The sequence below is a fragment of the Pseudomonas sp. 05L36 genome (assembly GCF_056398125.1).
Genome location: NZ_JBFTOU010000008.1, coordinates 179,767 through 193,740, shown reverse-complemented (window position 1 = coordinate 193,740; position 13,974 = coordinate 179,767). Strand labels below are relative to the sequence as shown.

12 protein-coding genes, 4 tRNA genes and 1 pseudogene are annotated in these 13,974 nt (G+C 59.3%); 14 read left to right on the top strand and 3 right to left on the bottom strand.

Annotated elements, in window-relative coordinates; translation table 11 throughout:
- Window positions 1-181: 181 nt before the first annotated feature.
- Complete coding sequence (gene pyrF / locus AC1DKH_RS11800; protein ID WP_162488913.1) at window positions 182-880, top strand: orotidine-5'-phosphate decarboxylase; 699 nt, start codon at window positions 182-184, stop codon at window positions 878-880.
- 85 nt (window positions 881-965) lie between these two features.
- Here pyrF and AC1DKH_RS11795 read toward each other — a convergent pair whose 3' ends face one another.
- Window positions 966-1,970 (bottom strand): NADP-dependent oxidoreductase, encoded by a 1,005-nt coding sequence (locus AC1DKH_RS11795; RefSeq protein ID WP_477764801.1) that lies wholly within the window; start codon window positions 1,968-1,970, stop codon window positions 966-968.
- A gap of 227 nt (window positions 1,971-2,197) precedes the next feature.
- Between AC1DKH_RS11795 and AC1DKH_RS11790 the strand changes: the two genes are divergently transcribed.
- The 4 genes and pseudogenes from AC1DKH_RS11790 (at window position 2,198) to AC1DKH_RS11775 (ending at window position 6,614) form a co-directional block, all read left to right on the top strand.
- Window positions 2,198-2,959, top strand: a complete 762-nt coding sequence (locus AC1DKH_RS11790; RefSeq protein WP_477798243.1) for an SDR family oxidoreductase — start codon at window positions 2,198-2,200, stop codon at window positions 2,957-2,959.
- 196 nt (window positions 2,960-3,155) lie between these two features.
- Window positions 3,156-4,541, top strand: a complete 1,386-nt coding sequence (locus tag AC1DKH_RS11785; RefSeq protein WP_477798242.1) for an aminotransferase-like domain-containing protein — start codon at window positions 3,156-3,158, stop codon at window positions 4,539-4,541.
- Between the two features lie 108 nt (window positions 4,542-4,649).
- Window positions 4,650-5,753: pseudogene (locus AC1DKH_RS11780) on the top strand (HAMP domain-containing protein); the annotation flags it as partial.
- The gene (locus AC1DKH_RS11775; protein ID WP_477760418.1) at window positions 5,733-6,614 is read left to right on the top strand and encodes a methyl-accepting chemotaxis protein; all 882 of its coding nucleotides are present in this window, start codon (window positions 5,733-5,735) and stop codon (window positions 6,612-6,614) included. The pseudogene AC1DKH_RS11780 and the gene AC1DKH_RS11775, both read left to right, overlap by 21 nt.
- Window positions 6,615-6,750: 136 nt before the next feature.
- Here AC1DKH_RS11775 and AC1DKH_RS11770 read toward each other — a convergent pair whose 3' ends face one another.
- Window positions 6,751-7,509 carry a hypothetical protein gene (locus AC1DKH_RS11770; protein ID WP_477798241.1) on the bottom strand — a complete coding sequence of 253 codons (759 nt, stop codon included), beginning with the start codon at window positions 7,507-7,509 and terminating at the stop codon, window positions 6,751-6,753.
- 385 nt (window positions 7,510-7,894) lie between these two features.
- Here AC1DKH_RS11770 and AC1DKH_RS11765 point away from each other — a divergent pair.
- The 4 genes from AC1DKH_RS11765 to AC1DKH_RS11750 all read left to right on the top strand — a co-directional run bounded on the left by AC1DKH_RS11765 (window position 7,895) and on the right by AC1DKH_RS11750 (window position 8,307).
- Window positions 7,895-7,970 (top strand) — tRNA-Glu (locus AC1DKH_RS11765).
- Window positions 7,971-7,972: 2 nt separating this feature from the next.
- Window positions 7,973-8,048 (top strand) — tRNA-Gly (locus AC1DKH_RS11760).
- Window positions 8,049-8,152: 104 nt separating this feature from the next.
- Window positions 8,153-8,228, top strand: a tRNA-Glu gene (locus AC1DKH_RS11755).
- A gap of 3 nt (window positions 8,229-8,231) precedes the next feature.
- A tRNA-Gly gene (locus tag AC1DKH_RS11750) sits at window positions 8,232-8,307 on the top strand.
- Between the two features lie 58 nt (window positions 8,308-8,365).
- Here AC1DKH_RS11750 and AC1DKH_RS11745 read toward each other — a convergent pair.
- Window positions 8,366-9,235: an AraC family transcriptional regulator gene (locus AC1DKH_RS11745; RefSeq protein WP_477798240.1), complete on the bottom strand. Its 870-nt coding sequence runs from the start codon at window positions 9,233-9,235 to the stop codon at window positions 8,366-8,368.
- A 410-nt stretch (window positions 9,236-9,645) separates the two neighbouring features.
- Between AC1DKH_RS11745 and AC1DKH_RS11740 the strand changes: the two genes are divergently transcribed.
- The 5 genes from AC1DKH_RS11740 to AC1DKH_RS11720 all read left to right on the top strand — a co-directional run bounded on the left by AC1DKH_RS11740 (window position 9,646) and on the right by AC1DKH_RS11720 (window position 13,972).
- Complete coding sequence (locus AC1DKH_RS11740) at window positions 9,646-9,840, top strand: Flp family type IVb pilin (RefSeq protein WP_477798239.1); 195 nt, start codon at window positions 9,646-9,648, stop codon at window positions 9,838-9,840.
- A 29-nt stretch (window positions 9,841-9,869) separates the two neighbouring features.
- Entirely contained in the window at window positions 9,870-10,400 is a 531-nt protein-coding gene (locus AC1DKH_RS11735; RefSeq protein ID WP_477798238.1) for an A24 family peptidase, read from the top strand.
- Between the two features lie 2 nt (window positions 10,401-10,402).
- Window positions 10,403-11,731 carry an ATP-binding protein gene (locus AC1DKH_RS11730; RefSeq protein ID WP_477798237.1) on the top strand — a complete coding sequence of 443 codons (1,329 nt, stop codon included), beginning with the start codon at window positions 10,403-10,405 and terminating at the stop codon, window positions 11,729-11,731.
- A 15-nt stretch (window positions 11,732-11,746) separates the two neighbouring features.
- Window positions 11,747-12,556, top strand: a complete 810-nt coding sequence (gene cpaB, locus AC1DKH_RS11725; protein WP_477798236.1) for a Flp pilus assembly protein CpaB — start codon at window positions 11,747-11,749, stop codon at window positions 12,554-12,556.
- A gap of 81 nt (window positions 12,557-12,637) precedes the next feature.
- Window positions 12,638-13,972 (top strand): Tad domain-containing protein, encoded by a 1,335-nt coding sequence (locus AC1DKH_RS11720; protein WP_477798235.1) that lies wholly within the window; start codon window positions 12,638-12,640, stop codon window positions 13,970-13,972.
- The last annotated feature ends 2 nt before the right edge of the window (window positions 13,973-13,974 follow it).

Sequence of the window (13,974 nt, the reverse complement as noted above, 5' to 3'; positions counted from 1 at the left end):
GTTGCCGAGGGTGGCGAGCCCGGGTGTTGCGGGCGTGTCGTGTCTGTATCGGACTCGACACAATGGCCTCAAGGGCTAGTCTTGCCTGAGCCGTCGCGACGATTTACCGATCATCGGGTCCCGCAGCGGCGCTGGTTCCGCTACAATGCGCGCCGATTTCGACTTGCCTGAGAGCCCACTCATGTCCGCCTGCCAGACTCCTATCATCGTCGCCCTGGATTTCCCTACCCGTGACGCCGCGCTGAAGCTGGCCGATCAGTTGGACCCGAAGCTGTGCCGGGTCAAAGTCGGCAAGGAGCTGTTCACCAGCTGCGCTTCGGAAATCGTCGGTACCCTGCGTGACAAGGGTTTCGAAGTGTTCCTGGACCTCAAGTTCCACGACATCCCGAACACCACCGCGATGGCCGTCAAGGCAGCTGCGGAAATGGGCGTGTGGATGGTCAACGTGCATTGCTCCGGCGGTCTGCGCATGATGGCCGCGTGCCGTGAAGTGCTGGATCAGCGCAGCGGTCCGAAACCGCTGCTGATCGGCGTGACCGTGTTGACCAGCATGGAGCGTGAAGACCTGGCGGGTATCGGTCTGGACATTGAGCCGCAAGAGCAGGTCCTGCGCCTGGCCGCCCTGGCGGAAAAAGCCGGGATGGACGGCCTGGTGTGCTCGGCCCTGGAAGCCCAGGCGCTGAAAGCGGCGCATCCGTCCCTGCAACTGGTGACCCCGGGGATTCGCCCGGCGGGCAGCGCCCAGGACGATCAGCGCCGTATTCTGACGCCACGCCAGGCGCTGGATGCCGGTTCCGACTATCTGGTGATCGGTCGTCCGATCAGCCAGGCGGCGGATCCGGCCAAGGCACTGGCTTCGGTCGTGGCTGAACTGGCGTAAAAGATCGCAGCCTTCGGCAGCTCCTACAGAGGAATCCAATCTCATGTAGGAGCTGGCGTAGCCTGCGATCTTTTGATCTTCTGCTTTAAACCTTCAACACCAACTTCCCGAAATTCTCCCCGCTGAACAATTTCATCAGCGTCTCCGGGAAAGTCTCCAGTCCTTCGACGATGTCTTCCTTGCTCTTGAGCTGCCCCTTGGCCATCCAGCCGGCCATTTCCTGTGCAGCGCTGGCGTATTGGGCGGCGTAGTCCATCACCACAAAACCTTCCATGCGCGCGCGGTTGACCAGCAGCGACAGGTAATTAGCCGGGCCCTTGACCGCCTCCTTGTTGTTGTACTGGCTGATGGCACCGCAAATCACCACCCGCGCCTTCATGTTCAGGCGGCTCAACACCGCGTCGAGAATGTCGCCACCGACGTTATCGAAATACACGTCGACGCCTTTCGGGCACTCGCGCTTGAGGCCGGCAAGGACGTCTTCGCTCTTGTAGTCGATAGCACCATCGAAACCCAGTTCATCGATCAGGAACTTGCACTTGTCCGCGCCGCCGGCGATGCCCACCACACGGCAGCCTTTGATCTTGGCAATCTGCCCGGCGATGCTGCCCACGGCGCCAGCCGCACCCGACAGCACCACGGTGTCACCGGCCTTCGGAGCGCCGACGTCGAGCAGGGCGAAGTACGCCGTCATCCCGGTCATCCCCAGTGCCGACAAGTAACGTGGCAGAGGTGCCAGTTTCGGATCGACCTTGTAGAAGCCTCGCGGCTCGCCGAGGAAGAAATCCTGCACGCCCAGGGCGCCGTTGACGTAATCCCCGACCGCGAACCCCGGGTTGTTCGAGGCAATGACTTTGCCCACACCCAAGGCGCGCATGACTTCGCCGAGCCCGACCGGCGGGATGTAGGACTTGCCCTCATTCATCCAGCCACGCATGGCCGGGTCCAGGGACAGGTATTCGTTTTGAACCAGGATCTGACCCGCCTCCGGTTCGCCGACCGGCACTTGCTGATAAGTGAATGTCTCACGGGTCGCCGCGCCAACCGGGCGTTTGGCGAGCAGGAATTGGCGATTGGTCTGGGAGGTCATGGCAGGCACTCAAGATGAATGAAGCTTTGTTGATAGCCGGTCAGCGACGATGCCGCAAGTTCGGCTGATGCGGCGAATGCAGGTTGATCCAGTGCAGTGATAGTTGGTACGGCAGTTCCATCACTGCAAATCATGGGCGCCCAACCGGAGCCTTGATAGTGCTGCCGTGTTCAAGACCTTCATGACTAGACTGGCCCTACCGCATTCTTCTCTTCGAGGACATAGCAATGAGCATGACGTTTTCCGGCCAGGTGGTTGTGGTGACAGGCGGGGCGGCCGGTATTGGCCGCACGACCGCCCAGGCATTTGCCGCCGGGGGCCTGAAGGTAGTGGTGGCCGATATGGATACGGCGGGCGGTGAGGGCACGGTGGCGCTGATTCGTACAGCCGGTGGCGAAGCGACCTTCGTACGCTGCAACGTTACCCTGGAAAGCGATGTAAAAAATTTGATGGATGAGGTGATCAATACTTACGGTCGTCTCGACTATGCCTTCAACAATGCCGGCATCGAAATAGAGAAAGGCAAGCTGGCCGAAGGTACGCTCGACGAGTTCGACGCGATCATGGGGGTCAACGTCAAAGGCGTCTGGTTGTGCATGAAATACCAATTGCCGCTGCTGCTGGCGCAAGGGGGCGGTGCGATCGTCAATACGGCATCGGTGGCCGGCCTTGGGGCCGCGCCGAAAATGAGCATCTACGCCGCCTCCAAGCATGCGGTGATCGGCCTGACCAAGTCGGCGGCCATCGAGTACGCCAAGAAAAAGATCCGGGTCAACGCGGTGTGCCCGGCGGTGATCGACACGGATATGTTCCGTCGCGCTTATGAAACCGACCCGAAAAAAGGCGAGTTCGCCAACGCCATGCATCCGGTCGGTCGCATCGGCAAAGTCGAAGAGATCGCCAGCGCGGTGCTGTACCTGTGCAGCGATGGCGCGGCGTTCACTACGGGTCACTCATTGGCCGTGGACGGTGGCGTTACCGCGTTTTAAGCGACGCGCCGATACCGAGTACACCCGGAACCTGTGGGAGCGAGCAAGCTCCCACAGGTTTTTTGGTTTCACAAAGGCACCGGGCAATGTGTTTCAAATGATTAGAGCAATGGGTTTTGGCGGCGTTGTCGCACATGTATTCGAACACTCCTGTGATTAACTGTTGCTCGCAAAATCAACAGGAGTTTGCTTGCTCATGGAATTGAGAATCGACCGACAGGCGCTGGTGCCCGTCGTACAGCAAATTGTTGACGCGCTGACCTGTTGGCTTCGTTCCAGCGGGGTATCGCCCGGTACGCGCCTGCCTTCGGTGCGACAGATTGCGTGGATCAATTTGCTCAGTCAGTCAAGCGTTGCCCAGGCCTGCGAACGGCTGGTGACGCAGGGGATGCTGGTGTCAGGTCATGGGGCCGGCTATAGGGTTGCCGACCCGGCATTGACTACGGGTGCAAGGCACGAGCCTGTGTGGTTCGAGGGGGCTGAGCCCGAGAACGGGCCTTATTCGAGTGAGTTGAGGCTGGGCTGTGGCGGGCTGCCTGAAAGCTGGCGCGAGACGGACGATCTGATTTATGCGATTCGGCAAGTCAGTCGTACCGATACGGCCAGCCTGTTCAACTACAGCACGCCGCTGGGATTGCCAGCCTTGCGACAACAGATATTCAAGCGCCTCAGGCAGCTGGATATCCCGGTGCAGGACAACCGGATCATGACCACGGCGGGGGCCAGTCAGGGGCTCGACCTGATTGTGCGGACACTGTTCAAGGCCGGTGACTGTGTGGCCGTGGAGAGTCCCGGTTATCCGGTGCTGTTCGATCTGCTCAGGCTGCACGGCATCCACATGGTCGAGGTGCCGCGAACACCGCGGGGGCCGGACGTGGACATGCTCGAATCGGTGCTGGTCAAACACCGGCCTCAGGGGCTGGTCATCAATAGCTTCTATCACAACCCGACGGGCAGCAGCCTTGCACCGGCGGTAGCGCGCCGCGTGCTGCAGCTGGCCAGGACCTTTGGCGTGCAGGTGATCGAAGACGACGTTTATGCGGATTTGCGCAGCGGTTGCGCTACGCGACTGGCTGCGCTGGACGACAACGTGATCTACGTCGGCAGCTATTCCAAGACCCTCAGCAGTTCCTTGCGGGTCGGTTTCGTGGTGGCCGGCTCTGAAGTCATTACGCGTCTGGCCGAAGTCAAGATGATCAGTGGCATGGGCGCCTCACGATTTTGCGAGTCGGTGGTGGCGTGCCTGTTGGCTAACGGTGCCTACGGCAAACTGGTGCAGCGTCAGCGCCAACGCTTGAACAGCGACCGGTTGGCGGTGTTGCAATTGCTCGAAGATACCGAATGGGAGATTTTCGGCAAACCGGCGGGAGGCCTGTTCATCTGGGCGCGATCAGGAGTGTCCGATTACGATCAGGTGCGGACCCAGGCACGGCGCCTGGGTGTACTGCTGTCATCGAAGACCGCCTTCAACCCCTCGGGTGAGGCCAGTGACTGGCAGCGTATCAACGTGGCCTATGCCTGCGACCCGCGTGCCCGTGCGTTCTTTCAGGCCACTGCCCGGGATCGACCTCCAGCGTTCTGAAAGCGACGTTGATGTAGCTTTTTGCCATTATTCCGGTGCCAGAGCCTTGTGTTGCTACTGGCCCGTTGCGAATCTGCGTCTACAGACTTTGGCAGGGGACTAAGTGCAATGAATTCGGGCGTGCAAGGACGTTTTGCCAACCTCGGTATGGCAAAAAAACTGGGTATCGGGTTTGTCCTGGTGCTGTTGTTGACTGCGCTGGTGGCGGGCATTGGCGTGTGGTCCCTGCAAACCATCAGCCAGCGCTTCGACGGGCTCAAGCAAATGTCATCGCTCAACAGCGGTTTGCTCAAGGTGCGGCTGCTGGAGCAGGAATACGCCTTGCACGGCAATCCGAAAACCGTCGATGCCCTGCACGAGGGCGTCGATGGCCTGATCGCCCTGGCCGGCCAGCTCAAGGCCGCGTCTGCGGCCAACATGCCGGTGATGAATGATGTCGAACAGTCTTTGGGCGCCTATCGCAAGGCCTTCGACGAGTTTGTCTCGCTCACCCAGGCCAAGGACCTGGCGCTGGAAATGGCCAGTTGGTCGGTGTCCAGCGTGGCCAATAATCTTGACGTATTGCAGTCCGGGCTCGCCGATGACGGTGCCTATACCCTGAAAGATTCCGAAGGCAAGGACGGTGCGCAATTCATCGAGCAGGCCAGCCAGGTCAGCCAGGTTTCACGCTTGATGCTGCAAGCCATGAATGAAGCGCGCGTGCGTCTGGATCAAAGCCGCAAAGGCGACGACAGCGCCGGGCAGGGCAAGATCGAACAGGCCAGCCAGGCATTGACCCAGGCCGAGCAGCTCAAGACCACGATCAAGGATGAGGGTTACCAGACCGTCCTCAATGAGGTGACGGGTCATATCGCCAGTTTCAGTGACAAACTCGCCGAGTACACCGACCTGCTGGAACAGGAAAAAACCGTCTATCAGCAATTGCACCAACGCGCAGCCCAAGTGGTCGAGCGGGTGGATCAGGCTTATGTCGCGCAAGACCAGGCGATGCAGGCTGAACTGAAAAAGAACTCGCTGCTGATCATTGGCTCCTCCGCCCTGGCCTTGCTGGTTGGGCTGGTTGCCGCGTGGTTCATCACCCGATTGATCGTGGCACCGCTGCGTAGCGTGATTCAGGTGGCGCAGCAGATTGCCTCGGGGGATTTGAGTGCGACCATTGACGTGACCCGCCGCGACGAAATCGGTCAGTTGATGCAGGCAATGCAGCAAATGGGCGCGGGGCTCAGTCATATCGTCAGCGGCTTGCAGTCGGGTATCGAACAGTTGGCGACTTCCGCCCAGTCGCTGTCGGCGGTGACCGAGCAGACCAACCTCGAAGTCAGCACACAGAAGGAGGAAACCGAGCAGGTCGCCACCGCGATGAATCAGATGACCGCCACGGTGCATGATGTCGCGCGCAATGCAGAGGAAGCGGCCCTGGCTGCGCAAACGGCTGACGGCAAGGTTGAAAGCGGTCAGCAGGTAGTGCGCCAGAGCATGGCACGGATCGAGCAGTTGGCGGATTCGGCCACTTCCGCCAGTTCGAGCATCGAAAGCCTGAGTGCGGAAATCCACAATATCGGCACGGTGTTGAGTGTGATCAAAAGCGTGGCGGAGCAGACCAACCTGCTGGCATTGAACGCGGCGATCGAGGCGGCCCGGGCCGGCGAGCAGGGCAGGGGTTTTGCGGTGGTGGCCGATGAAGTGCGCGCGTTGGCCAAGCGAACCCAGCAATCGACCGAGGAAATCGAACGCCTGGTCAGCGCTTTGCGCTCGGCGGCGCAGTCGTCGGTGCAGCAGATCCAGAGCAGTGGCGAGTTGGTGAAGCTGGCGGTCAGCGATGCCTTGCAGACCGAGAGTGCGCTGGGAAGTATTGCGGCGGCGGTATCGTTGATCCAGCAGATGAACCAGCAGATCGCCGCGGCGGCCGAGGAACAGAGCTCGGTGGCCGAAGAGATCAACCGCAGTGTCACTAGCATTCGCGCCAGTGCAGATCAGTCATCGCTGGCGATGCAGGGCAATGCAGCGTCCAGTATTCAATTGGCGCAACTGGGGGTTGAACTGAAGGGGATGGTGGGGCATTTCAGGCTTTGAAAGCTTCCTGTAGGAGCGAGCTTGCTCGCGATGGTCGTAAAGGAGAACGCGTGTCTACTGGCTATACACGTCGTTCTTGCGTCCATCGTCGGAACGCCGCCCGGAGCAAGCTCGCTCCTACAGTGGTTTTCGCTGATCAGTCGTAGATCGCTTTCTTTTTCCAGTCCGCGTCGGCCTCGACGTCTTTTAAGCCTTCGGTCAACTGGTTGATCTCGCCTTCGACCGGCGCGATGCGATCCATGACCTGGTCATTGGCGCGGGCCAGGAGTTTTTCCAGGTATTCCAGTTGCTCGGCGTAGACCTGTGGTTCCTGTTGTTTGCGCAGGTATTGCACACCGCGCTCGAATGCCAGGCGAGCCTGCCCGGGCTGGTTCTGCTGCAGGGAGTGCTGGCCGAGGTTGTTGAAGAACTCGATGTGCAGCAACACGAGGATGTGGCGCACTTCACGGATCCAGCGCTTGGCCTCGTTGGGGGCCAGGAAGCCGTCCTGTGCCGCGCGGGTGATCTGGCCGTGCAGGGCTTCGAGCAGGAAGCGTACATCCTTGGCCTTGGCTTCGGTCTGGATCGGTGCTGGCGGATTGTTGACCGGGATGGATTCACCCTGGCCGACAAGGGCTTCCAGCTCGGCGATCCGTGCCTTGAGGTTGGCGCTGGATTTTTCCAGGTTGAGCAGGCGCTGGCAGACGTTCAGTTCCAGGCGGGTCAACAGCAGCTTGAGTGCCGGGGTCATCAGCTGGCCGGGGAACGTCTCGGTGATCTCGCCGCAGCGTCGCAGGCGATCGTTGAGCTCGATCTTGGTACGGGCCTTTTCCAGCTTGTTGTTTTCCACCACATGGTTCATGTAGCCAATGGCGATCAACAGGGCGATCCCGGCTACGATTAGCAGGGTGATCATGAGTGGCGTCACCGGTAAGACCTCTTTATAGGTTACGCATGCGAGTCGGGTGGCTTGGCATTTGAGCGCCCTGGCCCGCACGACGGGTTGGATCGGACATGCTTGTGCTTATATCGGCCGCAGCCCCGTTTCTATGAATGATGGCACTCGATTCGCAGAGTGCCATCATTGGGTGGACTATAACGTCTTGGCGGGTGCCAGAATATAAGCGTCAAACGCCGGGCCGCGGAAAAACCGCAACGGCTCCCAAAAGCAGGGCGAAGTCATTGATTTAAATAAATTTATATCAGGGGGTTGACGACCTCTCAATCCATCCATAGAATGCGCGCCACTTGCAGCGTAAAGCACACAGCGAAACGAAGCAGGGAGTGAATGCAGTACGTGTGTCCCCTTCGTCTAGTGGCCTAGGACACCGCCCTTTCACGGCGGTAACAGGGGTTCGAGTCCCCTAGGGGACGCCAATGCGGGAATAGCTCAGTTGGTAGAGCACGACCTTGCCAAGGTCGGGGTCGCGAGTTCGAGTCTCGTTTCCCGCTCCAATTTTAAACAGCGTTGCTTTCGGGCAGGGCTGAGTGAAACCAGAACCAAGTCTTCGGATGCGGCTCTGGGCACCGAAACACACACCATGTGTTCCGGGTAGCGTGTCCCCTTCGTCTAGTGGCCTAGGACACCGCCCTTTCACGGCGGTAACAGGGGTTCGAGTCCCCTAGGGGACGCCATTTGCGGGAATAGCTCAGTTGGTAGAGCACGACCTTGCCAAGGTCGGGGTCGCGAGTTCGAGTCTCGTTTCCCGCTCCATATTTAACGAAAACGCCGCTCATTGAGCGGCGTTTTTGTGTGCGCGTAAAAAACCGGATCAACCGCTGAGGCTCTGTACCAGGCTTTCGAGCGCTTCAATGGTTTTTTCATCCTGCACCAGTTGCGTAGCGGCAGCCGCTTTGAGTTGGCGTGCCAGGCGGTATTCGCTGGGCGTGCAGTTGGCGAACTGCTTGAAGGCACGAGCGAAGTAGGAAGGATCCTTGAAGCCGGCCTCATAGCCGATGCTGGTAATCGGCATCTGGCTGTTGTCAAGCAGATCTTTGGCGAAGTTCATGCGCTTGTCCAGGACGTAATCCGTGAAGCCAAGCCCATTGGCTTCCTTGAACAGGCGGCTGAAGCGAAATGTCGTCATGCCGCAGCGCTGCGCCAGTTCCCTCTGATCGATGCTGTCACGAAAGTGCTGTTCGATGTACAGCATGACATTGCTCAGCGCCTGGTGTTTTTGGTGTCCTGAGGTCAACCGGATACTTTCCGGCAGGGTCGGGGAGTGGTCGATCTGCGAAGACTTGCCCCGGCCATTGGTATTTCGACGCAGCTCGCAGAGCTGCACCACCGCCGTCAGGTAACGATTCCTCTCTGTGGTCGAGAGCGGGAGCACCATGTATTCCCAGACGCTGGAGCGCATGGCCCATACAGCCAGTTCCTCGGAGTGCTGCACGGTGAACATGGTGATCGGGATGGTGGGGGTGGTGCGTTTGATCTCCAGCAACAGCCGCAAGCCTGGCGTGTCGGGGCGATCAAAATGGACGCAGATCATGTCTGCGTGTTCCCCGATGGGCAACACGGAGTTTTTCGCCAGTTTGCAGTCGCAGGTGTCCTCGAACTGCGCGGCGAGTTCTTTCGTGGACCGATCATGAGTCAGATCGAACCACAGGAGCGATGGCCTTTTGGTCAAATTGGACGTCATGTCTCTACTCTGGGGTTCTGGGTGACTCTCTTAGCTAAGGAGTATTGCCAAGGTGCCATCACTTTGCAGATTTAATCCTGATAGGAAAGACGATTTTTAGTTCTATTCGCTCTATAGGTTGCCTGGAAGGCTGCCCCGGGTGAGTGTTTGTTGGTGTGTTATCGACGAAGCCGGCTCGAACCGTTTGTCGCTTGTGAATCAATGACAATTGCCTTTGCTTTTCAACGCCTTGTTTACCCCTCCCGTTACTTCTGCAAAGGCCAATAACCCGTATTTGGCCGCCCCGCAAAAAAGTCCTAGCGATGTGCAAAATCTTCCTAACGCCTATGCCTTGCCCCTGACTAGTGTTGCATCAGGCAGCGCAGAAAGTACTGCCTCAGAAAAAACAACATTCGAGTGAGGTGGGCAAAATGATCATGCAAACAATCAAGGCTTCGGTAGTGAAATTCGTCAAAGACGAAGATGGCCTGACCATTGTGGAGTATGCGGTAGCGGGAGGGTTGATTACGGCAGCTGTTGCCTTCGCGTTCACCGACCTCGGAGCGAACGTACATACCAGAATCACGGCGTTGTGCACGGCTGTTGGTGGTGCTGCTTGCCGGTAACGGTAATTTCCGAAAGGGGGGGTGATGTGATGTCCATCGAGCAGCTGGTGGCTACTGGTTTGCTGATAGGGCTGCTGGGCGTAGCGGTGGTGAGCGATATTCGTCGCCACCGCATTCCCAACCTGCTGATCCTCGTGGGCCTGGCCTTGGGATTGGCCAGCCAGGCTTACTCAAGTGGGATAAGCGGATTGGGTGACGGCCTGTTGGGCATCCTGATCTGTTTTGCGCTGTTTCTACCCATGTATGCCGTGGGGGGCATGGCCGCTGGCGACGTCAAGTTGATGGCCATGGTTGGCAGCTTCCTGCCGGTTCATTACGCATTGTGGGCTGCACTATACAGCCTGGTATTCGGCAGCCTGTGCGGTTTTCTGATTGTGCTGGTGCACGGACAGATGTTGCAAACCCTGGGACGATATTGGCTGATTCTGAAGGTTCGGGCCTACCTGGCGCCGAGTGCGGACGAGGTGGCCGGCAAGCCCTTTCCTTACGCAGTTGCAATCTTGCTCGGCACGCTGGGCAGCATCTATTGGCAACTCGTTGCCAGTGGGTTGGGAGATTAGTCATGCACGTCATGGTTGATACTGATGCCTTCCCCAATGAGCGGGAAGCGGTGCAACGACTGGCTCCTCAGCCGTGCACAATCCGAGAAACCGGTTTGACAGACAGTTTTCTCGGCGAGTTGGTGTGCAAGCATTTGTTTGATGCCGGCGTGCTGGACATGTCGCGGCTGGTGGACCGCCTGGCGCTGACCGGCGCGGTACTTGAAGAGGTCCTGGCGTTTCTGCGCAAGGATGGTCGTGTCGAAGTGCTGGGCCAGGCGAGTCAAACGGGCGGGCAGATGTTGCGTTATGGCCTGACCGAACGTGGTCGCAATGTCGCCCGCGATGCCCTGTCGCGCAGCGGTTATATAGGAGCGGCACCCTTCCCGGTGAGTACCTACCGCTCCCTGATCAAACTACAGACCATTCACCATGGTCGCATCAACGCCAACGATATGCGCAATGCCCTGGCTGGCGTAGTGCTCACGGAGGAGATGCTCGATCAGTTGGGTGTGGCGATGAACTCCGGGCGCGCGATCATGATCTATGGCCCCGCGGGGACCGGCAAGACTTATGTCAGCAGTCGGCTGATCCGTCTGTTCGCCGAGGCCATCTGGGTCCCTCATGCCATCGTCATCAACGAGTCGGTGATCGAGATCTATGACCCGCAGGTGCATCAGCGGCTCGATGAAAACGTTCAACAGAACAGTCTGATGCTCAACGAAGGGATCGACCGTCGACTGCTGCGCTGCAAACGCCCGATCGTCATTACGGGCGGTGAGTTGAGCATGGAACAGCTGGACGTTCGCTATGACCCCTTCACCCGTCAATACCAGGCCGCCTTGCAGCTCAAGGCCAGCAATGGCCTGTTCATCATCGACGACATGGGACGACAGCGTATGGCACCCGCCGAGCTGTTGAATCGCTGGATCGTCCCGATGGAAGAGAAACGCGATTTCCTCAACCTGGGCGGCGGTCGGCATTGCGAGCTGCCGTTCGATCTGATTCTGGTGTTTTCCACCAACCTCAATCCCCTGGAGCTGGCCGATGAGGCCTTCCTGCGCCGGATTGGCTACAAGCTGCAGTTCGGTTACCTGAAGCCCGAGCAGTACGAAAAGATCTGGCGTATGGAAAGCGAGCGCCTGGGCATTTCCTATGACCCGCTGCTGGTGCGTTATGTGCTGCAAAGGCTTTATGCAAGTGAAGGCATGCCCCTGGTGCCCTGCCATCCCCGCGATCTCCTGAACATGGCGCTCGATCGCCAGCGTTATATCGGCGGTTCCGGACCACTGTCACCGAAAGAGTTGGAATGGGCCTGGCACAACTACTTCGTCCAGCTCGACTTTCTTTGATACGGAGATACTGACATGAGCTCTCGTACGCTTACCCTGATAGGCGCTTCCCTGGTCATGGGCCTTGGCGCTGCATGGATGGCCGACTCCTGGCTGAGCGCGCGGCTCAATGCCAGCCCCGATGACCACCTTCGAAACGTGGTGGTCGCCACGGTAGAGATTCCATTCGGGCAGATGGTCGAGGCTCAGCAGGTCACGACCGTACGCATGCCCATGGATACGATCCCGGACGATGCCTTCGATGCCAGCGAAAAAGCCGTGGGCAAGATCGCAACGTTCGACATTCTGCGGGGTGACATCGTGCGCGGTGCGCGTCTGAGCGAGCACCTCGGCGGCAGCACCCTGGCCTCTTTGATTGCCCCCGACAAACGCGCCATATCAGTACGGGTGGACGATGTGGTCGGCGTCGGCGGGTTCCTGTTGCCGGGTAACCGGGTCGATGTACTGGCGACCAAAACCACCAATGCCGGCAGTAACAGCGCCTCGTCCAGGACCATCCTCGAGAACTTGCGGGTGTTGGCGGTGGATCAGACCGCGGGTACCGACAAGACCCAACCGGTCGTGGTGCGCGCCGTGACGCTGGAGATGTCGGCCGCTGAAGCGGAAGCCCTGGTCACGGCGCAGACAGAAGGCAAGTTACAGCTGGCGTTGCGTAACCCTCTGAACCTCGAGAAGAAAACCGCGGCCGTTGCGCCTGCCGCACCGGTCATGGCGGTGGCTACCGCCACAGAGCCAAAGCGCGTAGTGCCGCGTGGTAATGGAGAGGGTGGTAGAGCCGTCACCATTATCCGTGGGGTCGAAGCCAATGTAGTCAAAATTCGCTGACAGGGCACAACAGGTGCCTGGGCACCAGGGTATTGGTGGAGCCGATCCGGATCGGTATCGGTATCGGCAATCGAGGGCTTGATGATGAATCTTCGTATTCAGCGGCCGTTCACTTCGACGCCAAGGCGCCAGGTAGGATCGGTGAGTGTATTGATGGTGATGTCGTTGGCGGCGATGGCCATGATGGCGGCGTTGGCTTTGGACGGCGGGCATATGATGCTGAACAAAACGCGCCTGCAGAATGCGGTGGACGCCGCCGCCCTGAGTGGCGCCAAAACCCTGAGTCAGGTAGAGGGTGGCGTCAACAGTGCCAGCACGACGCGTACCGCTGCGCTCAATACGCTGACGCAAAATGCCAGTGCCACGGGCAACAACGAATTGGCCACGGCGGTCGGCGGCAACGCTGGCGCATTTGCAGTGGTGGAACTGGCAAGCAGCGTCTATGGCCCGTTTTCCTATCCCGGGCCGGCGGATGCCAAGTACGTTCGGGTATCGGTTCCGAGCTATAACCTGACGGGATTTTTCTGGAATTTCGCCCAGGTATTCGGTCCTGGCGGCCTGGGAGCCAAAGCGGTGGCGGCCATCGCCACCGCTGGCCCCAGCCCTACCAGCCCCTGCGATCTCGCACCTTTGATGGTCTGTGGCAACCCGACTCAATACAACCCGGGCGCCGGCATGTTTTGGGGCTTTCAATTTGGTGATTTGCAGGTATTGAAGACGGCTTCCGGCAGTTCGTCGCCCATTGGTCCAGGCAACTTTCAGTTGCTCGATTTTGGCTCGGGCGGCAGTCAGGTCAGGGAGGATCTGGCCGGAGGTGGCACGGTCTGTCGCAATGTTGGGGACAATGTCCAGACCGCTCCTGGCAACACGGCCGGCCCTACCTCTCAAGGCCTGAATACGCGCTTCGGTATCTACAGCGGCGGCCAGATCAGTGCCTCGGCCTATCCACCGGATCTGGTGACCACGTCCAGTAACCCCGCAATCACTGACAACGGCACAGGCCCGAAGTACCAGGGGCAAGCCGTCACCTCGAGCAATGGCAATCTCACGGCGGGCGGCAACGCGATACTGGACTACAACGACTGGCGTGCGAGCGTTGCCGCGTGTGTGGCAGGGGGGAGTGGTTGTCAGGGCAGTGGGGTGTTCGAGCGCCGCATGCTGAAAATCGTGGTGGGCAACTGCACCGGCAAACAGGGCGGTTCAACCTCGATCCCGGTCCTCGGTTTTGGCTGCTATTTCATTGTGCAGCCCGTGAGTGGCGGTGGCGGCGACTCGCAGATCTTCGGCCAGTTCGTGAAGGAGTGCGAAGGCGACAACGTGGCCGGCCCCTCACCGTCAACCTCTTCCGGCCCGCAGATCATCCAGCTCTACAAAACCTATCTCAACGGCAGCGGCACTCCGAGCACTGACTCGTAGGA

Coding starts and splice junctions, on each gene's coding strand:
- AC1DKH_RS11795 (WP_477764801.1), bottom strand. CDS start 1,970: ATGACCTCCCAGACCAATCGCCAATTCCTGCTCGCCAAACGCCCGGTT.
- AC1DKH_RS11730 (WP_477798237.1), top strand. CDS start 10,403: ATGCACGTCATGGTTGATACTGATGCCTTCCCCAATGAGCGGGAAGCG.
- cpaB (WP_477798236.1), top strand. CDS start 11,747: ATGAGCTCTCGTACGCTTACCCTGATAGGCGCTTCCCTGGTCATGGGC.
- AC1DKH_RS11735 (WP_477798238.1), top strand. CDS start 9,870: ATGTCCATCGAGCAGCTGGTGGCTACTGGTTTGCTGATAGGGCTGCTG.
- AC1DKH_RS11720 (WP_477798235.1), top strand. CDS start 12,638: ATGATGAATCTTCGTATTCAGCGGCCGTTCACTTCGACGCCAAGGCGC.
- AC1DKH_RS11775 (WP_477760418.1), top strand. CDS start 5,733: ATGCAGGCAATGCAGCAAATGGGCGCGGGGCTCAGTCATATCGTCAGC.
- AC1DKH_RS11790 (WP_477798243.1), top strand. CDS start 2,198: ATGAGCATGACGTTTTCCGGCCAGGTGGTTGTGGTGACAGGCGGGGCG.
- AC1DKH_RS11785 (WP_477798242.1), top strand. CDS start 3,156: ATGGAATTGAGAATCGACCGACAGGCGCTGGTGCCCGTCGTACAGCAA.
- AC1DKH_RS11745 (WP_477798240.1), bottom strand. CDS start 9,235: ATGACGTCCAATTTGACCAAAAGGCCATCGCTCCTGTGGTTCGATCTG.
- pyrF (WP_162488913.1), top strand. CDS start 182: ATGTCCGCCTGCCAGACTCCTATCATCGTCGCCCTGGATTTCCCTACC.
- AC1DKH_RS11740 (WP_477798239.1), top strand. CDS start 9,646: ATGATCATGCAAACAATCAAGGCTTCGGTAGTGAAATTCGTCAAAGAC.
- AC1DKH_RS11770 (WP_477798241.1), bottom strand. CDS start 7,509: ATGATCACCCTGCTAATCGTAGCCGGGATCGCCCTGTTGATCGCCATT.